Genomic DNA, 21,901 nt, shown 5'->3' with positions numbered 1-21,901 from the left:
CGTCACGGTTCGTGGGCTCAGACCTGGCGATCGGATCGGACGACATCACCGGCCTCGGGATCGGGCTCACCGTCGCCCTGGTCGTCCTCGCCGTCCTCATCGTGCTGGTGGTCAAGGCGCTGGTGGTCCGCGTCCTCACCGTGATCGTCGTCGTGGTGCTCGGTGTGCTGGTCTGGCAGCAGCGCCAGCACGTCCGCGACGCCTACAACTCGCACTCCTGCGACCTGAACGCCACGTACTTCGGCGTGCATCTGGACGCACCGGACCACGTGCGACGGGCCTGTGCCCAGCGCCGCTCGGGCAGCTGATCAGCGGGTGCGGCGCCGCCGGCTCTGCAGGTAGTGGATGGTGGCCGGGATGAGGCCGATGACGACCACCACGATGATCAGGTAGTCGATGTCGCCCTTGTGCTCGCGGACGAATTTCACCTGACCCAGTTGGTGGCCGAACAGGACCATGCCGTCCGTCCAGATGATGCCGCTGACCACCGTCCACAACAGGAACAGCGGGAAGCGCATCCGGCCTACGCCGGCCATCACCGTCAACAGAGTGCGCACGATCGGGATGAACCGCCCGATGAGGATCGTCCACGACCCGAAACGCTCGAAGAACTTGTGGGCGCGGTCGACGTACTCGGGTCTGAACATGCGGGAGTTGGGGCGGTCGAAGACGATCGGGCCCACCCGGTAGCCGATGACGTAACCGACCACGTTGCCCACGATGGCCGCGGCCGGCAGGACGATCAGGAACGACGTGAGCGCCGAACCGCCGATCTCCGGCGACGCGATGGCGCCGGTGGCGATGCTGACCCCCGCGGCGAACAGCACGGTGTCCCCGGGCAGGAAGAAGCCGATGAGCAGCCCGGACTCGCAGAAGATGATGATGGCGAGAACGACCAGGGCGCCCGAACCCGATGTCAGGCTGTCGGTGTTCAGGGGGTTCGCCAGCAGCATGATGCGCAAGTGTACGGAGCGGGGTCACGAGCCGGCTGTGCGTCGAGTGGGCGCTACGAGTGCTTCCAGGCGTGCAGGAGCTCCGCCTCCCGGTCGGGCGCGAGACCAGGAGTGCGCTCGGCCGGTGTCCATGGGGGATCGAGGGAGCGCTGCCACTCCCAGGTGTCGGCCACCGTCTCGGTGAGCGGTCGCCAGGACAAACCGGCCGCCGCCGCCGCGTCGCCGTGCGGGCGGAACACCGCCGGGCCCTCGCCGGGCGGGATCCAGAGCGGCACCTCCGTCCACGGCTCCACGCCCTGCTCGGCCAGCCAGTCGTCCGCGACGTAGGTGAAGCCCGCGTCGGAGCCGGTGGCGGCGCGGCAGGCGGAGACCACGTCGTCGCGGGTGTCGCCTGCGCGACCCGGCGTCTCGAACTCCCCGGCGACCCCGGACAACGCGAAGCGGGCCAGGTCACGGGCGTCGACGAGGGCAACCGGATCGCCCGGCGAGCCGGGCACCAGCACCTCGCCGCCCCGGGCGATGCGGTCGATCCACCACGGCAGGCGGCCGATCGCCCGGTCGTGCGGCCCGACGATGAGCCCGGCGCGCAGGACGGACCGCCGCTCGCCGAAGGCGCGTGTGACGGCTCGTTCGCAGCCGACCTTCAGCCACCCGTACGGGTCGGGCTCCTGCATACCTTCAGGTATGTTGTCGCGTGTCGCGTCCGGGTCGCCGTCGTGGACACCTCGTTCCGCGTAGTCGAGGTGTCGAGGCCAACCCGGGTAGGCGTTGATGCTCGAGACGAAGGCGTAGAACCCGACGTGCGGTGACAGCACCCGAGCCGACAGCGCGACGTCGGCCGGCACGTACCCGCACGTGTCGACGACGAGGTCGAAGCGTCGCCCGGCCAGCTGTTCGACGTCGGCCGCGTCCGTACGGTCGCCGCGGACCTGCTCGACACCGGGCGGGGTCGTGCCCGACAGCCCGCGGTTGAACACGGTGACGCGGTCGCCGCGGGCCAGCGCCTCCTCGACCACCGCGCGGCCGAGGAACACCGAGCCGCCGATCACCAGAACGTCCATCGGCCCAGCCCAACACGCGTGGCCGGTCAGCGGGAAGGGGCGTTCGCGCCCGGCGTACACGCCGGTAGGACATACTGCGGGCCGAACGCCCTGCCACCACGAGCAGCGACAGACCACCAGCAGCGACAGGAGTGCCGCCATGCCGATCGCCACGCCCGAGACCTACGCCGAGATGCTCGACCGCGCGAAGGCCGGCGGCTTCGCCTACCCGGCGATCAACTGCACGTCCTCGGAGACGGTCAACGCGGCCCTGAAGGGTTTCGCCGACGCGGGCAGCGACGGGATCATCCAGTTCTCCACCGGCGGTGCCGAGTTCGCATCCGGCCTGGGCATCAAGGAGATGGTGACCGGCGCCGTCGCCCTGGCCGAGTTCGCGCACGTCGTGGCCGCGAAGTACCCGGTCACCGTGGCGCTGCACACCGACCACTGCCAGAAGGACAAGCTCGACACCTACGTCCGGCCGCTCCTCGCCGTCTCGCAGGACCGCGTCGACGCCGGTCGGCCGCCGCTGTTCCAGTCGCACATGTGGGACGGCTCGGCCATCGACCTCGACGAGAACCTCGACATCGCCGCCGAGCTGCTCGAGAAGGCGGCTCGTGCGCACGTCGTGCTCGAGCTCGAGATCGGGGTCGTCGGCGGCGAGGAGGACGGCGTGCACGGCGGCGAGGGCGGCGAGGCCAACGAGAAGCTGTACACGACCCCGGGCGACGCGCTGGACACGGCGGACAAGCTGGGGCTCGGGGAGCGCGGCCGCTACCTGCTGGCCGCCACCTTCGGCAACGTGCACGGCTCGTACAAGCCCGGATCGGTGAAGCTGCGGCCCGAGATCCTGCGCGAGATCCAGGACGCGGTCGGTGAGAAGTTCGGCACGCAGCGCCCCTTCGACCTGGTGTTCCACGGCGGGTCGGGCTCGGAGCTGTCGGAGATCCGCGAGGCGGTGGGCTACGGCGTGGTGAAGATGAACGTCGACACCGACACGCAGTACGCGTTCACCCGCGAGATCGCCGGCCACATGTTCACCAACTACGACGGCGTGCTCAAGGTCGACGGCGAGGTCGGCAACAAGAAGGCCTACGACCCGCGGTCCTACCTGAAGCTCGCGGAGGCCGGCATGAGCGCCCGGGTCGTCGAGGCGTGCGAGGCCCTGCAGTCGGCCGGCACCCACACCTGACCGTCGACGATCACCCTCTCCGGCCGGTGGCGACCGGCAGGAGGGGGCGTTCGCTGCTGCGGTCGACGCGGCACAATCGGCTCATGACCCACTTCGGCAACCTGCTCGCCCCGCCCACCTACCTGCCCGAGGACCCGGCGGTGGCCCTGCTCGACGGGGGCACGGCGCCGGCCGAGGTCGCCGCGCAGTACCCGACCTCGTCCGCGGCGTGGGCGACGCTGGCCGAGGGCGCGCTGGCCGGTGGCCGCACGATCGAGGGTTACGCGTACGCCCGCACCGGCTACCACCGCGGCCTCGACGCGCTGCGGCGGGCCGGCTGGAAGGGCCAGGGGCCGGTGCCGTGGGCGCACGTCCCGAACCGCGGGGTGCTGCGAGCGATCCATGCCCTCGGCCAGGCCGCCGGCGGGATCGGCGAGACCGACGAGGCCCAGCGGTGCGCGCAGCTGCTCGCCGACAGCGACCCCGAGGCCGTGACCGCACTCTCGTCCTGAGGTTCAACGTCGAGTGGTCGGTTAGGACACGAGTGGTCACCTGTAGGTGACCACTCGGCGCGTAACTGACCATTCGACGGGAATGGGGGGCGGTCAGACCAGCCGTTGCTTCTGGATCTTGCCCATCGCGTTGCGGGGGAGTGCGTCGACGAAACGCACCTCGCGCGGCCGCTTGTGCCGCGACAACTGCACCGCCACGTGGTCGACCAGGGCCTGCTCAGCGATCCCGTCCGCGACCACGAACGCCACGATGCGTTGCCCCAGGTCGTCGTCCGGCACCCCGATCACGGCCACCTCGCGCACGGACGGGTGCTCGAGCAGGACGCCCTCGACCTCGCCGGCGCCGACCCGGTATCCGCCGGTCTTGATCAGGTCGTCCCGCGTCCGCCCGACGATGCGGTGATCGCCCGTGTCGTCGACCTCCGCCGAGTCGCCGGTGTCGAACCAGCCGTCCGCGGTCAGCGGCGCGGGGCCGCGGTCCAGGTAGCCGTCGAACAACGTGCTGCCACGCACCTGCAGGTTGCCGATCTCGCTCGTGGGCACCACGGCTCCGGCGTCGTCGACCACCCGTGACCGGACGCCCGCGATCGGCGTCCCGACCCATCCCGGGCGGCGGACGCCGTCGACGCGGGCGGCCAGCGTGATCAGCGTCTCCGTCATGCCGTAACGCTCGACCGGTCCCTGTCCCGCGAGCTGCTGCAACGCGTCGAACACGGTGGCCGGCAGCCCGGCGCTGCCCGACACGAGCAACCGGGCCGATGACAGCGCGCGGGCCGCGGCCGCGTCGGCGGCGACCCGCCCCCAGACGGTCGGGACGCCGAAGTACAGCGTGCCGCCCGCGGCAGCGTAGGCGGCGGGCGTGGGCCGGCCGGTGTGCACGAGGGGGCTGCCGGCCCGCAACGCACCGAGCACCCCGAGGATCAGACCGTGGACGTGGAACAGCGGCAGCCCGTGCACCAGCACGTCGTCGGGCGTCCACCCCCACGCGTCGCGCAGGCCGTCCAGACCGGCCACCAACGCCCGTCGCGACAGCACGGCACCCTTCGGGTCGCCGGTCGTCCCGGACGTGTACATGACGAGAGCCGTGCCGTCGGCCGGCTCGGTCCACGTCGTCGCCGAGCGCGCGGTCACGTCCACCGGCGCGGCGTCGAGGAAGACGTGATCGCGCGGGGCGCCCAACCAGATCTCGGCGTCGGAGTCGGTGAGCACGTGCCGCAGCTCGCGCACGCCCGAGTCGGGTGGCACGGGTACCGCCGGCACACCGGCCAGCAGACAGCCGACCACCGCGACCACCGTCTCGAGCGACGCGGTGGCGTCCACGGCGGCCGCGCGGGCTCCGGCGATGCGGTCGGCCACGGCGGCAGCTGCGGCCAGGACGGACGGTCCGTCGAGGGTGCGTCCGTCGACGGTCACGGACGGCAGCGCGGGGGGTAACAACGCAGGCACGGCACCACGGTAGGGGGCTCTCGTCTACCCTTCTCGGGGCCTATACGGACAAGGAGGTGCAGCCATGTCGGCAATCGTGCTCGTCGGAGCCCAGTGGGGCGACGAAGGCAAGGGCAAGGCCACGGACCTGCTCGGCAGCCGCATCGACGGCGTGGTGAAGTTCAACGGCGGCAACAACGCCGGGCACACGATCGTCATCGACACCGAGGACGGACGCCGCGAGAAGTACGCGCTGCACCTCCTGCCGTCGGGCATCCTCACGCCGGGCTGTGTACCGATCATCGGCAACGGCGTCGTCATCGACCTCGGTGTGCTGTTCGAAGAGATCGACGGGCTCGAGGCGCGCAGCGTCGACACCTCAGCGCTGGTCGTCAGCGGCTCGGCGCACGTCATCGCGCCCTACAACCGCACCCTCGACCAGGTCACCGAACGCTTCCTCGGCAAGTCCAAGATCGGCACCACCGGCCGCGGCATCGGCCCCACGTACGCGGACAAGATGTCGCGCGTCGGCATCCGCGTCCAGGACCTGTTCGACACCGACGTCCTGCACGCCAAGGTCACCGGCGCGTTGAGCCTGAAGAACCAGATCCTGGTCAAGGTCTACAACCGGAAGGCGTTCGACGTCGACGCGGTCGTCGAGGAGCTGTCCTCCTACGCCGAGCGCCTGCGGCCGATGGTCGCCGACACGTCGCTGCTGCTCGAGCAGATGCTCGACCGTGACGAGACCGTCGTGCTCGAGGCCGGCCAGGCCACCCTGCTGGACGTCGACCACGGCACGTACCCGTTCGTCACCTCGTCCTCGGCCACCGCGGGCGGCGCCTGCACCGGCAGCGGCATCCCGCCCACCCGCATCAGCAGCGTCATCGCGGTGATCAAGGCCTACACGACGCGAGTCGGCGAGGGGCCGTTCCCGACGGAGCTGCTCGACGCCAAGGGCGAGATCCTACGCAACAACGGGGCCGAGTTCGGCACCACCACCGGCCGGCCGAGACGGTGCGGTTGGTTCGACGCGGTCATCGGCCGGTACGCCACCCGGATCAACGGCGTCACCGATTTCGTCCTGACCAAGCTGGACGTACTCACAGGTATGGACGAGGTGCCGGTCTGCGTCGCCTACGAGATCGACGGCGTGCGCCACGACGAGCTGCCGATGAACCAGGCCGACTTCGACCGCGCCGTGCCGATCTACGAGACCTTCCCGGGCTGGACGGAAGACATCTCCAAGGCGCGTTCGGTCGACGAGCTGCCGCGCAACTGCCGCGACTACGTCGACGCCCTCGAAAAGATGATCAAGGCCCCGATCTCGGCCATCGGGGTCGGCCCCGGGCGCGACGAGACGATCGTGGTCCGCGACCTGCTCGACTGATCTGCCTCGCTAGGCTCGACCCGTGCGCGTCCTCGTCATCGGCAACGGCGCCCGCGAGCACGCGCTCTGTCTGGCCCTGGCGCACGACCCGTCCGTCACCGCGCTCGTGTGCGCCCCGGGCAACGCCGGCACCGCGGCCGTCGCCGAGCAGCGCGGCGTGCAGGCCACCGACCCCGCCGCCGTCGCCGAGCTCGCCCGGGCAGTCGACGCCGACCTGGTCGTCGTCGGCCCGGAGGCCCCACTCGTGGCCGGCGTCGCCGACGCCGTCCGCGCCGCCGGCATCGCCTGCTTCGGGCCGTCGCAGGCCGCCGCCCGCCTCGAGGGCAGCAAGGCGTTCGCGAAGGACGTCATGGGCGCGGCCGGCGTGCCCACCGCGCGGGCACGCGTGTGCGTGACCCCCGACCAGGTCGTCGAGGCGCTCGACGAGTTCGGGGCGCCGTACGTCGTGAAGGACGACGGCCTCGCCGCGGGCAAGGGGGTCGTGGTCACCGACGACCGCGACGCAGCGCTCGCACATGCCGCGGCCTGCAGCAGCGTCGTCGTCGAGGAGTACCTCGACGGGCCCGAGGTGTCGCTGTTCTGTGTCACCGACGGTCACGCCGTCGTCCCGCTCGTCCCGGCCCAGGACTTCAAACGCATCGGCGACGGCGACACCGGGCCCAATACCGGCGGGATGGGCGCGTACGCCCCCCTGCCGTGGTTGTCCGCCGACCTCGTCGACGAGATCGTCCGCGACGTCGCCCGACCCACCGTCGACGAGCTCGCCCGCCGGGGGACGCCGTTCGCCGGCCTGCTGTACGTGGGGCTCGCGATCACCCGGGACGGCCCGCGGGTCATCGAGTTCAACGCCCGCTTCGGCGATCCCGAGACCCAGGTCGTCCTCGCCCTGCTCGCAACCCCTCTGGCCGGACTGCTGGACGCCGCCGCCACCGGGCACCTCGCCGACCTCCCGCCGTTGCGCTGGCACGACGGGTCCGCCGTCACCGTGGTGCTCGCGTCGGCCGGTTACCCCGACACCCCGCGGACGGGTGACGTGCTCACCGGCGCCGAGCAGGACGGCGTCGTGCACGCCGGCACGCGGCGCCGCGACGACGGGGCGATCGTCTCCGCGGGCGGACGGGTGCTGTCGGCGACGGCGACCGCGCCCACCCTCGCCGAGGCCAGGCAGAAGGCCTACGCGCTGCTCGCGTCGATCGACCTGCCCGGCGGTCAGTACCGCAGCGACATCGCGCTGCGAGCGACCCAGGGTGCCGTGCCCGGTTGAGCGGCACCGGTGACGGGAACGGCGATCGGGACGAGCAGGTCGATTTCGTCGAGGACGCGACGGTCGGGGACGGCCGGGACGAGGAGCTGCCACGGCACCCGTCGAGGACGTCGCAGTGGCGGCCGCGCCTCGAGCAGTTCCTCCGCGGGCGGTACGGCCTGCCTACGGTCGTCGTGGTCGCCGTGCTCGCGCTGCTCATCGGGCGGGCGCTGCTGCACGACTCGCGACGTGACGAGCCGGGATCGCCGAGGACGCCGAGCAGTACGCCGACCGGCTCCGCGGCGGGGCGCGCCGTGACCAGCCTGCCCCTACGGACCGGTCCGGACCCGACCCGCTGCCTGGGCCTGCAGTGCTACACGTCGTCCACGGCGCCGAACACGGTGCAGGCAGCCGTGCGGTCGGTGTTCCCGCAGGCGAGGTTCACCGCCACCGAGACGATCCGCCTGGTCGACCGCAGGCAGGGCGACCCGCTGTGGTTCCGCGAGCTCGACGCCCGGGTGGGGTCGGCGGCCCTCACCGTGCGGGTGCAGGCCCACGCGGCGGGCGACACACCCAGCGGTGACGCGAAGGACGACGGTCACCGGTCGGTCACCCACGTGAGCGCGCGCCTGCGCTGGTGGTTCGTGAAGGCGCAAACGACCGACCGCTCCGGGACGAGGGAGACCTTCGACCAGCTCAGCACCCTGGTCGACGACCCGCGCCTGCTGACCGTCTAGACCTACGCTGGCCGCGTGCCCGAGATCGAGTTCGTCGAACCGGATCCCGATGCGGGCGTCGACGAGGAGCTGACCACCGGGCCGCGACGGGTGTGGTCGGCCCGCACGACACGTGTCGTGCGGCTGAGCGCGGCGGTCGTGCTCGCCGTCGTGGCGGGGTCCGCGGCGGTCGGGCTCCTGACCCACGGGTCGCGCTCCGGACCGTCCGCAGGGTTGACGGTCGTGCCCGGCCGCGCTGCGCTCGTCACCGGGGCGCTGTCCGGAACGGTCGCCGTCGGACGTCCCGCCCCGAACCCGCCGCCGCACGGCGGACCGGAGCGACTCACCGGGCAGCCGTCGTCGACGCTGTCGACGATGACCGTCGAGCTCGCCTGCCCCGAGGTCCACGCCTGCGAAGTGGTGCTGACCCTCCCGCCCGCCATGTCCACGGCGCTGGCGGCGCACCTCGCCGGCGTCAGCGGCGTCGTCGGTGGCAGTGTGCTCTTCCGCTCGCGTTCGACGTTGCGCAGTCGTCAGGTGACCGCCCACGCCGGCCGCCTGGACATCGGGGTGCTCGTCCGACCGGCCGTTGCCGGTGAACACGACAGGTCGCGTGCGTCGCACCGGGGAGCGGGCGAGACCGTGTCGGCCACCGTGGTCCGGCGGGGTCTGGCGATCACCGCGACGGTGAGCGGACCGGCCACGCAGGCGCCGACGTTGGCGGCCGTGCGCTCACTGGCTGCGGACGGACGGCTGCTGACGGCCGAGTGACCCGGACGCCACGCTGTCGACCTCCGCGGTCGCCGCCCGTGGACCTACGCTGACCGGGTGCCGGAGATCGAGTTCGTCGACCCCGACCCGGAGGCGGGCGGCGACGAGGAACTGACGACCGGCCCCCGACGCACCTGGTCGCCGCGCGCCACCCGGGCGGTGCGGGTGGGCGGCGTCGTCGTGGTCGCGGCGGCGGTGGTCGCGGCCGTGCTCGTCGGCAGGTCGGACGACGGCGATGGGCCGAAATCCGCGCAGAGTACGGGCGGCTCGACGGCACCGCCGGCGACGGTACCGGCCCCGACCGTCGCCCCGCCGAGCATCGTCGTCGTGGCGGCCTGTCCGGTCGTCGACGCGTGCCGGACCGAGGCGGGCGTCCCCGCCGGGGTCGAGGCCGCGCTGCGCGAGCGGCTGTCCGGCGTCACCGACGTCAGCGGCACCTCGACCGTGGTCAAGGGCCGCACGCCGACGTTGCGCAGCCGGAGCGTGGAGGCGCACGCGGGCCGGATCACGGTGCACATCGACATCGACCCGAGCTCCTCCGGCGACCGGACGCACGTCACGTCCGCGACGGTCGGGCCGGGCAGCACCACCTCGGCCGTCGTCGTCGCGCACGGGCTGACCGTGGACGTCACGGCCAGCGGCCCCGACTGGCGGGCGCCGGGTTCCAACGTCCTGCACGCGATCGCCGCCGACCGTCGCCTGCTCACCGTCGGCTGACCGCGCGCACGGGGGACAATGGCCGGGTGAAGCCTGCTGTCGCCAACGTCCTCGCCGCCCGCTACGCCTCGACCGACATGGCCGCGCTCTGGTCGCCGGCTCAGAAGGTCGTGCTCGAGCGTCAGCTGTGGCTGGCGGTGCTGCGTGCGCAGGACGAGCTGGGCGTGCCCGCGGCGAACGGCGCGATCGAGGCCTACCAGCGGGTCGTCGACCAGGGCACCGACGCGGTGTGGCTGGACAAGATCGCCGAACGGGAGCGCGTCACCAAGCACGACGTGAAGGCCCGCATCGAGGAGTTCGCCGAGCTGGCCGGGCACGAGCAGATCCACAAGGGCATGACCAGCCGCGACCTCACCGAGAACGTCGAGCAGCTGCAGGTGCGCTCGTCGCTCTTGCTCGTGCGGACCAAGGTGCTGGCCGTGCTCGGTCGCCTTGCGCGGCGGGCCGCCGAGTACGACGCGCTGGTCATGGCGGGCCGCTCGCACAACGTCGCTGCCCAGGCCACGACGCTGGGCAAGCGCTTCGCCACCGTCGCCGACGAGCTGCTGGTGGCTCTCGGTCGCCTCGACGACCTCGTCGGCCGCTACCCGCTGCGCGGCATCAAGGGCCCGGTGGGCACCGGCCAGGACATGCTCGATCTGTTCGACGGCGACGCGGGCAAGCTCGCCGAGCTGGAACGCAGGGTGGCCGCGCACCTCGGCTTCACCAACACGCTGACCAGCGTCGGGCAGGTCTACCCGCGCTCCTTGGACTGGGACGTCCTCACCGCGCTCGTCCAGCTGGCCGCGGCCCCGTCCAACCTCGCCACCACCATCCGGCTGATGGCGGGCAACGAGCTCGTCACCGAGGGCTTCCGTCCCGGCCAGGTGGGGTCGAGCGCGATGCCGCACAAGATGAACACCCGCTCCGCCGAGCGCATCAACGGGTTCGCGGTCGTCCTGCGCGGCTACGCCTCGATGACCGGTGAGCTCGCGGGCGACCAGTGGAACGAGGGCGACGTGTCGTGCTCGGTCGTGCGGCGAGTGGCCCTGCCGGATGCGTTCTTCGCCCTCGACGGGCTGCTCGAGACGACGCTGACCGTCCTCGACGACTTCGGTGCGTTTCCGGCCGTCATCGAGCGCGAGCTCGACCGCTACCTGCCGTTCCTCGCCACCACCAAGGTGCTGATGGCAGCCGTGCGCAACGGCGTCGGCCGCGAGAGCGCGCACGAGGCGATCAAGGAGAACGCGGTCGCGGTGGCGCTCGAGATGCGCGAGAAGGGTGCCGACCGCAACGAGCTGTTCGACCGGCTCGCCGCCGACTCGCGGCTGGGGCTCACGGCCGGTCAGCTCGACGGGTTGCTCGCGGAGCCGATCAGCTTCACCGGCGCCGCCCGCGCCCAGGTGGCCGCGGTGGTGGCCGCGGTCGACGCCGTGCTCGCCACCGACCCGACGGCCACCGACTACCGCCCCGAACCGATCCTCTAGACCGCCGTGCCCGGCATCGAGTTCGTCGGCGACGACACCGGCGAGAACGCCGACGAGGACGTGCTCGACACCGGCCCGCGCCGTCCGGTGCCTCGCTGGGTCTGGGTGGTCGCCGCGCTCGCCGTGGTGGCCGCCGCCCTCGGCGTCATCGTGTCCGCGCGCGACGACCACGAGAACAGCGCCCGGCCGACCCCGACTCCGACGCCGTCGACGGCCGGACCGTCCGACGCCGGACCCGGTACGCCGGTCGTCGGCCTGGCCGCCGACGGCAGCTCGCTGTACTGGCTCGCCGGCGACCGGCTGCACCGCGGCGGGGGCGGCGGCCACGTGGCGGCGAGCACACCCGTCTCGCAGCAGGAGCTGCCGTTCGACGAGGCGCAGCTGGTGGCCGACCCGCAGGAGCGGACGATCTGGGTCGTGTCGTTCGGATCGTCGGCCGACCGCGCCGGTACGGGGGTCGTCGAGGGCTTCGCCGCGGACGACCTGCACCGCACCGTCCACGCCTCGACGCGGGCGCCCGTCACCGGGGCCTCGGTGCTCAACGGGGCCCTGTTCGTGCTCTCGGCCGGTCGGCTGCTGCGCATCACCGCCGACGCGACCCGGTTCACGCAGATGGCGAAGGTCGATCTCTCGGCCCGGGAGCTGGTCACCGCCGGCGGCAGCCTGCTGTTCGCCGAGGGCGGCAACGGCAGCGCGATCGGCCGGTGGACGCCGTCCGGGCTGGACAAGCCGGTCGTGCTCGAGACGGTCGACAACGCGCTGGCCGTGGCCGGGTCGACGGTGTTCGTGCTCGGCACCGTGCGCGGGCAGGGGCCCGAGCTGAACACGCTCGACCCGCTGACGGACAAGGTCGACCAGCAGGCGCTGGCCACCGGGCTCGACGGCGACCTGAAATTCGTGGCCACCGGCAGACGCTCGGTGATCGTGCTGGGCAGCGGCCAGGGCACCGGGCGGGGTGGGCCCGAGCTCGCGTGCGTCACGACCGCCGACCCGGTGGACGCCCCCGGGCCGGCCAAGGTGCAGGCGCTGGCCGTGGCCACGTCACCGTTCGTCACGGTGCTCGGCGATCGGGTGTTCCAGGCCGACGGGGGCACCGTCCGGCCGGTGGCCTTCGACATCGGCCGCTGCTCGACCTGAGCCGCCGGCCGGTTCAGGTCGGCGGTTCAGGTGGGCGGGCGGTTGGCCAGCCGGTCGGGACGGCCGAGATTCCAGTAGCCCTTGACGAAGACCGACTCGTGCGCGACGCCGCGGCGCTCGAGCGCGCCCCGCAGCGCCACCACGGCGCGGGTCTCGCCCATCAGGTAGGCGTGCCCGGCCCCCGGCGGCAGGGGGAAGGTGGCCAGCGCGGCGTCGAGAACGTCCGGGCCACCGGGCGCCGCGTCGCCACGGTGCACCCAGGTCACCGGCAGGCCCGGCAGCTCGTCGTCGGTGTCGGTGACCTCGACGAACGCCTGCGCCGGCTCGCCGGGCGGCAGCGCCGCCAGGATCGCCGCGATGGCCGGTAACGCCGACTCGTCGCCCGCGAGCAGGTGCCACGGCGCCGACCGCAGCTCCAGCTTGCCGCGCGGGCCCTGGAACTCGACCTCGTCACCGGGCCCGGCCACCGCGCCCCAGCGGGCACCCGGTCCGTCACCGTGCAGCAGCACGTCGAGGTCGAGCTCGCCGGCCTGCGGGCGGGCCTGCGCGATGGTGTAGCGCCGCTTGACCCGGCGACCCTCGTCGGTGCGCAGGTGCAGCTCGACGTCCTGAGCCGGACGCAGCTGCACGTCACGCATCGCGTCGGACGCCACGGTGACCCGCCGCATCCGCGGGGTGAGGTCTACTGCGCCCAGCACGGTCGCGCGGTGGGTGGGGGAGCGGCGCACGATCGGCGTGGTCATGGTCTCCTCCCTCGGACGCTGCGGGGTCAGGGCAGGCATGGCCCTCCCGAACCCTAGCGACGGAACGCGCGATCGGTCCGGGCGGTGCGCCTACCGGCGAGCATGATGGGGGCGTGGCCCTCAGCGTGTTCGACCTCTTCTCGATCGGCATCGGGCCCTCGTCGTCCCACACGGTCGGCCCGATGCGGGCGGCGCACACCTTCGCCCAGGGCCTCGCCGACGACGGCCTGCTCGAGAAGGTCGTGCGGGTGCGGGTCGAGCTGTTCGGCTCGCTCGGCGCCACCGGCCACGGGCACGGCAGTGACCGAGCCGTCATCCTGGGGCTCGCGGGCGAACGGCCCGAGACCGTCGACACCAGCACCGTGGTCGCACGGGCGCAGGCCGTACGCGACTCGGGCCGGCTGCGGTTGCTCGGCAGGCACGAGGTCGGGCTGGCCGACGACGACCTGGTCCTGCACCGCCGTCAGACGTTGCGCTTCCACCCGAACGGCATGCGCTACTTCGCCTACGGCGTCGACGACGTCCTCCTGCGGGAGCGCACCTTCTACTCCGTCGGCGGCGGTTTCGTGGTGGACGACGCGGCGGCCGGCGCCGACCGCATCGCGCCGGACTCCACCGCCGTCGCCCACCCCTTCCTCACCGGCGACGAGCTGCTCGCGCGCTGTGCCGAGACCGGGCTGCCCGTCAGCGGGGTGATGCTGGCCAACGAGCTGTCGTGGCGCAGCGAGGCCGAGGTCCGTCAGGGCCTGCTGGACATCTGGGCGGTCATGGTTCAGTGCGTCGCGAACGGGTGCGCGAACGAGGGCGTGCTGCCGGGCGGGCTGAAGGTGCCCCGTCGTGCGCCCGAGCTGTACCGCCGGCTCTGCGACGAGGCGACGGCGACGGCCGACGGAACCGCGGTCACCACCGACCCGCTGCCCGTCATGGACTGGGTCAACCTGTTCGCGCTGGCGGTCAACGAGGAGAACGCGGGCGGTGGGCGCATCGTCACCGCCCCGACCAACGGCGCGGCGGGCATCCTGCCGGCGGTGCTGCACTACTACGTACGCTTCTGCCCCGGCGCGAGCGACGACAGCATCGTCCGGTTCCTGCTGGCCGCGGGCGCGATCGGCGTGCTCTACAAGGAGAACGCGTCGATCTCGGGGGCCGAGGTGGGCTGCCAGGGTGAGGTCGGTTCGGCCTGCTCGATGGCGGCGGCCGCGCTGTGCGAGGTGCTCGGCGGTACCCCGGGCCAGGTCGAGAACGCGGCCGAGATCGGCATGGAGCACAACCTGGGCCTGACGTGCGACCCGGTCGGTGGGCTGGTCCAGGTGCCGTGCATCGAGCGGAACGCCATGGGCGCGGTCAAGGCGATCAACGCGGCGCGGATCGCGCTGCGCGGCGACGGGCGGCACATCGTCAGCCTCGACAAGGTCATCAAGACCATGCGGGAGACCGGCGCCGACATGAAGGTGAAGTACAAGGAGACCGCCCGCGGCGGGCTGGCCGTCAACGTCATCGAGTGCTGAGCCGGGACCGGGCGGTGGAACGGGGTTCGGGCGCCTTGTAGGCTCTCCGCTCGGTGGCTGTGTGCTCCTCGAGCACGACCCAGCCGCTTGGAGGCTTCGCCTAGTCTGGTCTATGGCGCCGCACTGCTAATGCGGTTTGGGTCTTAAAGCCCATCCCGGGTTCGAATCCCGGAGCCTCCGCCGACGCCCGGACCCGGGTCGTCGCCGCGCGGCCGCTAAACTGATCCGTCGGAAGCACAGCAGTACGCAAGCGCCCGTAGCTCAACGGATAGAGCACTTGACTACGGATCAAGAGGTTGCAGGTTCGAATCCTGCCGGGCGCACCCTTCTGGGCCCCGCATTCATTGGCCGGCTCGGGCCGGATGCCTCGGCCGTTCGATCGGGCCGGTCTTCGAACAGGTGTCCTGGTACACCGACCTGCCGAGGAAGGGTGTGGCGTGGACGCCGTGTCAGGCCCCGGTGGTCGTGAGGTCGCGAGCGCTGCTGGGCGCGAAATCACACCGCGAGCGCCAGACCGGCATCGAGCTCGGTCCATGACTCCGTCGATTGGGCCGCTACCTCGCTCGGGGCGTGTGAACACTGGTCGGACACGCTGCGTGCCACCGTGTCGCTCGCACTGAGCACACGATTCCCGGTCACCCTGCTGTGGGGCCCCGACTACACAATGGTCTACAACGACGCCTACCCCCAGATGATCGGCGACAAGCACTCGGCGGCCCTTGGTCGGCCCGCGCGTGAGGTGTTTCCGGAGATCTGGGACATCATCGGGCCGATGCTGGACGAGTTCAGGCTGACGGGTGAGGCGACCTGGGTCGAGGACGCTCGGCTGTTGCTGCAGCGTCAGGGGTTCGCCGAAGAAACGTTCTTCACGTTCTCCTACTCCGCCGTGCAGAACGCCGCCGGCGAGGTCGAGGGTGTCATCGACATCGCCAGCGAGACCACCGAGCAGGTGATCGACCGACGGCGGATGCGACTGTTGAGCGAGCTTGAATCCGCTCTGGTCGAGCTGCAGACAGCGCAGGCCGTCTGCGACACCGCGGCTGTTCTTCTCGCTGCGCACGACGCGGACGTCCCTGGAGTAGAGATCCGCCACCCGGACCTCGCCCCGTCGGCCGCCGGGAAACCGGTTCCGGACAATTCTGGAGGCGGACATCCGCATGGCGAGGCGCCGAATGTGTGGCTCACGCTCCCGATCGCAAACCGCGGCGAGGCAGCGTCGTTCGGTGTCGTGCTCAGCCCGCAGCTGCAGCCGAACGGCACGTACGTCGACTTCATCGGCCTCATCTGCGCCTCGCTGAGCCAAGCCTTCAACCGCATCGCAGCGCACGACGCGGAGCAACGCATGGCCGCCACAGAGCGTGCCCTGTCGACTGCGCTGCAGCGAAACCTACTCACGGCACCAGCCTCGATCGAGGGGGTCGCCGTCGCTGTGCGTTACCAACCGGCGATGCAGCTCGCTCAGATCGGGGGCGATTGGTACGACTCGTTCGTTCTGCCCGGCGGCAGCCTGACCCTTGCCGTGGGCGACGTGGCAGGTCACGACCGCAACGCGGCAGCCACGATGGCCCAGCTGCGCAACGTGCTGCGCGGGGTTGCCTACACCCGGCAAGACTCCCCCGCCAACATTGTGGCCGGCCTCGATTCCGCCATGCAGGCGCTCGAGCCGGGCTCGTACGCGACGGCGATTCTGGCTCAGCTCGTGACCCATGAGAACGGGTCCATGGGGTTGCGCTGGTCCAACGCCGGGCACCTGCCACCGGTACTGCTCGATGGCCGCGGAGCCCGTCTGCTCAGCAGCCCACCCAACGTCATGCTGGGGGTATGCGACCAGCCACGGCGGACGGACAACCTGCTCACGCTGACAACCGACGCCACCATCGTGCTGTACACCGACGGTCTCATCGAGCGTCGGGATGTCGACATCGACGACAGCTTGAACTGCCTGCTTGGTGCTCTGTCAGGCCGACACCGACTGTCCTCTGAAGCGCTGTGCGACGAACTGCTCGGCCGGTTCGGGGAAAGCAGCACGGACGACATCGCGCTCCTGGTTCTCCGTGTGACGCCCTCCAGGTAGAGCCCCTGATGCCCGTCCCCGAGCTCCGCCGGGACGGAGCCCCGACCCGGTTCCGTCGTGAAAAGACTGTTAGTGGACAATGATTGACAGTACGTTTTGGTAGCCGACCTGTTCCACGGCAGTGAGGAGGGACGGTTGTGATCGACGCCGTCGTACGCCTGGAGTGGGCCCATCGGGTGGCGGACTGCCTTGCCGCTCTTCCCCAGCAGCAGGCGCAAGCACTCCGGCAGGTCTATTTCGAACACGCCTCGGAACGCGAGACCGCATCAGCCCTCGGCGTTCCGGCTCTGCAGGCTCGCCGCGTCGTCATCGACGGGCTGCGCAGTCTAGGACGAGCCCTGCTGACGGAATGACCGCACCTAGGCGTTGTCGGACTGATCTCGAGCAGATCCGGATGGAAGCCGGGCAGGTCCGGATGGATACCTGGTGGCCCGGTTCCACGAAGAATGATCGTCGGCACGTCGCCTGACGCGCACGAAGGGCGGCGTGCCGGCCCATTGGGCGTCGTCCGCGCCGCAGCCAGCGGAACAGCGACGGCGCGGTAGCGGAATTCGTCACTGACTCCTGGGCCCACGTCAACGTCCTCGTCGACCCGTAACCGGACCCCCGCATTGTCCCGATACCTGGACGAATGGTGCCGGGCGCTCACGTAGTCCATCGCGTTGCCAATGCGTCGTCATTGTTTCTGCCAGTGCTTCTTCCTTTCGGGTCGAACGTTCGCGACGGCGTCGGCTAGACATAGGCGCGCCCCCAAATCGCGGGTCTGGGCGAACCTGGGAACGAGCGGATCCGAACGACGGATCGCGGCGCTCCCGCCAGCGGCCGTGGCCGCGCACCCCGCATGACGTTCCAGAGACCACCCGCGCGCACGCGCTGAGGGAGAGGTAGGTATGTCGTCTCACAAGGAAGCTCCGTCGATCTCCAACGACGCGGCAGCGGACAACACCGACGTCTACGCGTTCGTGAGCCCGGACAAGCCCGACACCGTCACGCTGATCGCGAACTTCGTGCCGCTGGAGGATCCGAACGGTGGCCCGAACTTCGCCCAGTTCGGCGACGACGTGCTGTACGAGATCCACGTCGACAACAACGGCGACGCCAAGGCGGACATCACCTACCAGTTCCGGTTCACCACCGAGACCACGATCGCGGACACGTTCCTCTACAACGTCGGACCGATCGAATCACTGGACAGCAAGAACTGGAACCGCAAGCAGTTCGGAACCGTCACGCGGGTCGCCGGAGGTGAGCGGACCGTGCTCGGCTCGCATCTCGCCTGCCCGCCGGTCAACGTGGGTCCGCATTCCACGCCCGACTACGCCGCCCTGGCCAAGTCGGCCATCCACAACCTCAAGGGCGGCGGCAAGGTTTTCACCGGCCAGCGCGCCGAGGGTTTCTACGTCGACCTGGGTGCGATCTTCGACCTGGGCACGCTGCGCCCCCTGCACAACTTCCACCTGTCGAAGATGCCGGCGTCCGGGGGCATCAACGCCACCAAGGCCAAGAACATCCACACGATCGCGATCCAGGTCCCCAAGAGCGACCTGGCCAGGGGCGGCTACCACGCCGGTGACCCGAAGGATCTGCGGTCGACCATCGGCGTGTACGCCACGGCGAGCCGTCAGGCGTCCAAGATCTACAACGGCGACGGCACGGTGCAGCAGTCGGGGCCGTGGGTGCAGGTGTCGCGTCAGGCCAACCCGCTGGTCAACGAGGTGCTCAACCCGCTCGGTCAGAAGGACAAGTTCAACGCCAGCGACCCGGTGAACGACAGCGACTTCGCCGACAACGTCACCAAACCCGAGCTGGCCGGCCTGCTTCCCGTGCTCTACCCGGGCGTGTTCCCCAGACTGGCCAAGTACAAGAAGTCCCGTGCGGACCTGGCGGCGATCATCCTCACCGGCATCCCGGCCGGCGTCGTGCCCGGCTTCCAGAACTTCACCGGCACGACGCAGGCCGACCTGCTGCGCCTGAACATGGCCATCCCGCCCACGGTCACCAAGCCCAGCAACCTCGGTCTCATCGGAGGTGACGCGGCCGGCTTCCCCAACGGCCGACGCGTCTTCGACGACGTGACCACGATCGAGCTGCGCGCCATCGCCGGAGCCACCATCCCGCTCGTCGACAAGACCTATCAGCCGGACAAGGCGGTCGGTGCGATCACGCAGGGCCTGACGTCCAGCAATCGCGACGTCAACGCGGAGAACACCGTAAATTACATCTATGAGTTCCCCTACCTCGGCACGCCGCACGGCGGCTACCAGAACCCGTGACCACCAGCCCGTCTCCCAGCGCACCGAGCGAAAGGTCCACCACGATGTCAGAACACTCCCGCCGCAGGTTCATCCGCAACGCCTCGATCGGCGCCGCCGCGGTCGGCGCCACGACGGTACTGCCGTCCATGGGATCCGCGGACGCGGCCACGCCTGACGCGTCCGGCGCCGGCCCCGCGCACGACGGCCCGTTCACGGTGTGGGTCAAGAACGCCCGCACCGGGGAGATCGCGGTGCTCGTCGGCGAGTCCGAGGTCGTGCACCACGACAAGGCGCTGGCCGCCCAGCTCGCGAAGATCGCTGCCCGCGGCTGACGCGCAACCCGCGTCCGTCACCGCTCGACCGGCCCGGCCAGCAGGCCGAACCAGCCCCAGGAAGGCAAGGCATGTCGTCACACAAGGAAGCGCCCGGGATCGCCAACGACGCGGCGGCCGACAACACCGATGTGTACGCGTTCGTCAGCCCGGACAAGCCCGACACCGTCACGCTGATCGCCAACTTCGTCCCGCTGGAGGACCCGGCCGGTGGCCCGAACTTCTTCGAGTTCGGTGACGACGTGCTCTACGAGATCCACATCGACAACGACGGTGACGGGGTCGCCGAGCTGACCTACCAGTTCCGGTTCAACACCCAGATCCGGAACGAGAACACCTTCCTCTACAACACCGGCCCGATCGAGACGATCGACAGTGCCAACTGGAACCGCCGCCAGTTCTACAGCGTCACCAAGGTCATCGGCGCCGGCGGTCAGCCCGGTGGGGTGCCCCTGGGCACCAACCTCGCGTGCCCGCCGTGCAACATCGGACCGGCCTCGACCCCGAACTACGGCAAGCTGGCCAGCTCCGCGATCCATACGCTGAACACCGGCGAGACCGTGTTCGCCGGCCAGCGTGCCGAGGGCTTCTACGTCGACCTCGGTGCCATCTTCGACCTCGGCATCCTGCGTCCGTTCCTGGCCGCGCACCTGGCGAAGATGCCGAACGCGCCCGGGGTCAACGGCACCGCGGCCAAGAACATCCACACCATCGCGATCCAGGTCCCGAAGAAGGAATTGCTGGCGCCAACCGCCGACGGCACCACCATCGGCGACGCCGACAACATCATCGGTGTCTACGCCTCGGCCAGCCGACAGCGTGAGACGGCCTACAACGCGACGGGCACGCCCGCGCCCACCGGGAACTTCGTGCAGGTCTCCCGCCTCGCGAACCCGTTGGTCAACGAAGTGCTGATCAACATCCCGAACAAGGACAGGTTCAACTCCCAGAACCCCGCGGACGACAAGCAGTTCGCCACGCGCTTCGCCAAGCCCGAACTCGCCGGCCTGCTGCCCGTGCTGTATCCCGGCGTGTTCCCGCACCTGGCGAAGTTCACGGGCGACCGCGCCGACATCGAGGCGGTGTTCCTGACCGGCCTGCCCAAGGGTGTCCTGAAGCCGTTGACCCCGAAGAACGCCGACGCCGCCACCAAGAAGGCCATCGCGGACTTCTCGACCGAGGGCGACGGGAAGACGCTCGCGGAGCTGCTCCGCCTGAACGTCGCGGTGCCGCCCACGACGAAGAGCCCCAGCAACCTGGGGCTGCTCGGTCTCGACCTGGCGGGCTTCCCGAACGGCCGCCGCGTCTTCGACGACGTCACCACGATCGAGCTCCGTGCCCTGGCCGGGGCCATCCTGCCGCTGGTCGCACCGTCGTACGTGCCCGACGCCGCCGCGGGGGCGATCACCCAGGGTCTGACGTCCAGCAACACCGATGTGACGGCCGGCAACACGGTGCACTACCTGTCGACGTTCCCGTACCTGGGCACGCCGCACAGCGGCTACTCCACCCCCGGGAACAACGACCCGGCCCCCGACCTGGGCGCCATCAACCGGCCGCCGTCGAGCAGCACCATCCCCGTCGGGGCGCCGCAGACCGGCGTCGCACCGAAGGACACCGGCTCGGACACCGGTGTGCTGGCCGGCGCCGCCCTGGCCGGCCTCGCCGTCGTCGGCGCCGCAGCCGCACGCTCGCGCACAGTGGGCAGCGCGGCGTCGGCGGCCCCCGGCCCCGCCCCCCAGCGCCCACGGCCCCGCCCCTCGCGGGGTGACGTGGACGGCAGCGGCGCGTGACCGAGCAGGACACCGGCGCACGGACCGACCACGGCACCGTGGTGCTCGACATCGGTGGGGACGTCGGCGCCCTGATCCTGCTGACCCCCGAGGCCCTGGCGGGGGAAGAGATCGAGATCAGCCCGCTCAGTGACGGCGCACTGGACGTCTTCCAACGCGACCACCCGCACGAGCACCCGGACGGAGACGGTGGGCACGCCCACCATCACCCGGGCCGCACCCACGTGGCGGTGCTGGCCCGGCGGATGCCCTCGGGGATCCGCTACGCCGCGGTGTACCCCGGGCTGGCGGCCGGCACCTATCAGCTGTGGAACGTCGACGGCACCGAGGCCGACGTCGTCCGGGTCACCGGTGGCGAGGTCACCCAGCTCGACTGGCGCTGACCCGTGACGCCGACACCACCCAAGCCCCGACGACCCCGGCGCATCCTGCGTCCCGGTCGGCCGGCGCTGTGGCTGCCGCGGGACCGGCGTGCCCGGATGGCCATCGCCGTCGGCGCGCTGCTCGTGGTCGCGGCGTCCGTCGCCGTGCTCCTGGTGCGGCCGGCCCACCACACCCGTGCCCTGCCCCCTACCCCACCGGGCCCGCCGGCGAGCACCACCACTACGACAAGCTGCCCCCGGTCCCGTCCTTCACGGTCACCAGAGAGGACGTCGCC

21 protein-coding genes and 2 tRNA genes are annotated in these 21,901 nt (G+C 71.1%); 19 read left to right on the top strand and 4 right to left on the bottom strand.

The genetic code is table 11. The features are described 5' to 3' along the window. The first annotated feature begins 11 nt into the window (after positions 1-11). A complete protein-coding gene (locus ACFFCA_RS16635; protein ID WP_375486789.1) occupies positions 12-308 on the top strand; it encodes a hypothetical protein in 297 nt (98 codons plus the stop codon). Here the strand turns inward: ACFFCA_RS16635 and ACFFCA_RS16630 are convergent, their stop codons facing one another. Next, complete coding sequence (locus ACFFCA_RS16630) at positions 309-953, bottom strand: DedA family protein (RefSeq protein WP_375486788.1); 645 nt, start codon at positions 951-953, stop codon at positions 309-311. Positions 954-1,006: 53 nt separating this feature from the next. After that, positions 1,007-2,014 (bottom strand): NAD-dependent epimerase/dehydratase family protein, encoded by a 1,008-nt coding sequence (locus ACFFCA_RS16625; RefSeq protein WP_375486786.1) that lies wholly within the window; start codon positions 2,012-2,014, stop codon positions 1,007-1,009. A 139-nt stretch (positions 2,015-2,153) separates the two neighbouring features. Between ACFFCA_RS16625 and fbaA the strand changes: the two genes are divergently transcribed. Then, positions 2,154-3,185, top strand: a complete 1,032-nt coding sequence (fbaA, locus tag ACFFCA_RS16620) for a class II fructose-bisphosphate aldolase (protein WP_375486784.1) — start codon at positions 2,154-2,156, stop codon at positions 3,183-3,185. A gap of 83 nt (positions 3,186-3,268) precedes the next feature. Beyond that, positions 3,269-3,676 (top strand): DUF3151 domain-containing protein, encoded by a 408-nt coding sequence (locus ACFFCA_RS16615; RefSeq protein ID WP_375486782.1) that lies wholly within the window; start codon positions 3,269-3,271, stop codon positions 3,674-3,676. Positions 3,677-3,769: 93 nt separating this feature from the next. Here ACFFCA_RS16615 and ACFFCA_RS16610 read toward each other — a convergent pair whose 3' ends face one another. Then, positions 3,770-5,122, bottom strand: a complete 1,353-nt coding sequence (locus tag ACFFCA_RS16610) for an AMP-binding protein (RefSeq protein ID WP_375486780.1) — start codon at positions 5,120-5,122, stop codon at positions 3,770-3,772. A 64-nt stretch (positions 5,123-5,186) separates the two neighbouring features. On the opposite strand from ACFFCA_RS16610, the gene ACFFCA_RS16605 reads away from it, so the two are divergent. The 7 genes from ACFFCA_RS16605 (at position 5,187) to ACFFCA_RS16575 (ending at position 12,538) form a co-directional block, all read left to right on the top strand. Continuing rightward, positions 5,187-6,488, top strand: a complete 1,302-nt coding sequence (locus ACFFCA_RS16605; RefSeq protein ID WP_375486778.1) for an adenylosuccinate synthase — start codon at positions 5,187-5,189, stop codon at positions 6,486-6,488. Between the two features lie 22 nt (positions 6,489-6,510). Continuing rightward, entirely contained in the window at positions 6,511-7,752 is a 1,242-nt protein-coding gene (gene purD, locus ACFFCA_RS16600) for a phosphoribosylamine--glycine ligase (RefSeq protein ID WP_375486776.1), read from the top strand. Further along, positions 7,749-8,468 carry a hypothetical protein gene (locus ACFFCA_RS16595; protein ID WP_375486774.1) on the top strand — a complete coding sequence of 240 codons (720 nt, stop codon included), beginning with the start codon at positions 7,749-7,751 and terminating at the stop codon, positions 8,466-8,468. The genes purD and ACFFCA_RS16595 overlap by 4 nt, the downstream gene beginning before the upstream one ends. Before the next feature lie 15 nt (positions 8,469-8,483). Then, a complete protein-coding gene (locus tag ACFFCA_RS16590; protein ID WP_375486772.1) occupies positions 8,484-9,218 on the top strand; it encodes a hypothetical protein in 735 nt (244 codons plus the stop codon). A gap of 57 nt (positions 9,219-9,275) precedes the next feature. Then, positions 9,276-9,935, top strand: a complete 660-nt coding sequence (locus ACFFCA_RS16585) for a hypothetical protein (RefSeq protein WP_375486770.1) — start codon at positions 9,276-9,278, stop codon at positions 9,933-9,935. Between the two features lie 77 nt (positions 9,936-10,012). Next, positions 10,013-11,401: an adenylosuccinate lyase gene (purB, locus tag ACFFCA_RS16580; RefSeq protein ID WP_375486805.1), complete on the top strand. Its 1,389-nt coding sequence runs from the start codon at positions 10,013-10,015 to the stop codon at positions 11,399-11,401. A gap of 6 nt (positions 11,402-11,407) precedes the next feature. After that, positions 11,408-12,538 carry a hypothetical protein gene (locus ACFFCA_RS16575; protein ID WP_375486768.1) on the top strand — a complete coding sequence of 377 codons (1,131 nt, stop codon included), beginning with the start codon at positions 11,408-11,410 and terminating at the stop codon, positions 12,536-12,538. A 26-nt stretch (positions 12,539-12,564) separates the two neighbouring features. Here ACFFCA_RS16575 and ACFFCA_RS16570 read toward each other — a convergent pair whose 3' ends face one another. Beyond that, complete coding sequence (locus tag ACFFCA_RS16570; RefSeq protein ID WP_375486766.1) at positions 12,565-13,281, bottom strand: siderophore-interacting protein; 717 nt, start codon at positions 13,279-13,281, stop codon at positions 12,565-12,567. 113 nt (positions 13,282-13,394) lie between these two features. Between ACFFCA_RS16570 and ACFFCA_RS16565 the strand changes: the two genes are divergently transcribed. From ACFFCA_RS16565 to ACFFCA_RS16525, 9 genes are all read left to right on the top strand, one after another. Continuing rightward, on the top strand, positions 13,395-14,789 hold the full coding sequence (locus ACFFCA_RS16565) for an L-serine ammonia-lyase (protein ID WP_375486764.1): 1,395 nt from the start codon (positions 13,395-13,397) through the stop codon (positions 14,787-14,789). 89 nt (positions 14,790-14,878) lie between these two features. Continuing rightward, positions 14,879-14,969, top strand: a tRNA-Ser gene (locus ACFFCA_RS16560). A gap of 70 nt (positions 14,970-15,039) precedes the next feature. Beyond that, positions 15,040-15,112 (top strand) — tRNA-Arg (locus tag ACFFCA_RS16555). 281 nt (positions 15,113-15,393) lie between these two features. Then, on the top strand, positions 15,394-16,863 hold the full coding sequence (locus tag ACFFCA_RS16550) for a PP2C family protein-serine/threonine phosphatase (RefSeq protein ID WP_375486762.1): 1,470 nt from the start codon (positions 15,394-15,396) through the stop codon (positions 16,861-16,863). Between the two features lie 137 nt (positions 16,864-17,000). After that, a complete protein-coding gene (locus ACFFCA_RS16545; protein ID WP_375486760.1) occupies positions 17,001-17,216 on the top strand; it encodes a sigma factor-like helix-turn-helix DNA-binding protein in 216 nt (71 codons plus the stop codon). Positions 17,217-17,753: 537 nt separating this feature from the next. Beyond that, positions 17,754-19,136: a DUF4331 domain-containing protein gene (locus tag ACFFCA_RS16540; RefSeq protein WP_375486758.1), complete on the top strand. Its 1,383-nt coding sequence runs from the start codon at positions 17,754-17,756 to the stop codon at positions 19,134-19,136. 44 nt (positions 19,137-19,180) lie between these two features. Continuing rightward, positions 19,181-19,450: a twin-arginine translocation signal domain-containing protein gene (locus ACFFCA_RS16535; protein WP_375486756.1), complete on the top strand. Its 270-nt coding sequence runs from the start codon at positions 19,181-19,183 to the stop codon at positions 19,448-19,450. A 71-nt stretch (positions 19,451-19,521) separates the two neighbouring features. After that, positions 19,522-21,243 (top strand): DUF4331 domain-containing protein, encoded by a 1,722-nt coding sequence (locus tag ACFFCA_RS16530; RefSeq protein ID WP_375486754.1) that lies wholly within the window; start codon positions 19,522-19,524, stop codon positions 21,241-21,243. Then, positions 21,240-21,626 (top strand): phospholipase, encoded by a 387-nt coding sequence (locus tag ACFFCA_RS16525; RefSeq protein WP_375486752.1) that lies wholly within the window; start codon positions 21,240-21,242, stop codon positions 21,624-21,626. Before ACFFCA_RS16530 ends, ACFFCA_RS16525 begins: the two co-directional genes overlap by 4 nt. The last annotated feature ends 275 nt before the right edge of the window (positions 21,627-21,901 follow it).

The organism is uncultured Jatrophihabitans sp. (genome assembly GCF_964252635.1).
Lineage (GTDB): Bacteria > Actinomycetota > Actinomycetes > Mycobacteriales > Jatrophihabitantaceae > Jatrophihabitans.
Note: the sequence above shows the minus strand (reverse complement) of the source record. Positions and strands in the feature narration are given on the sequence as shown.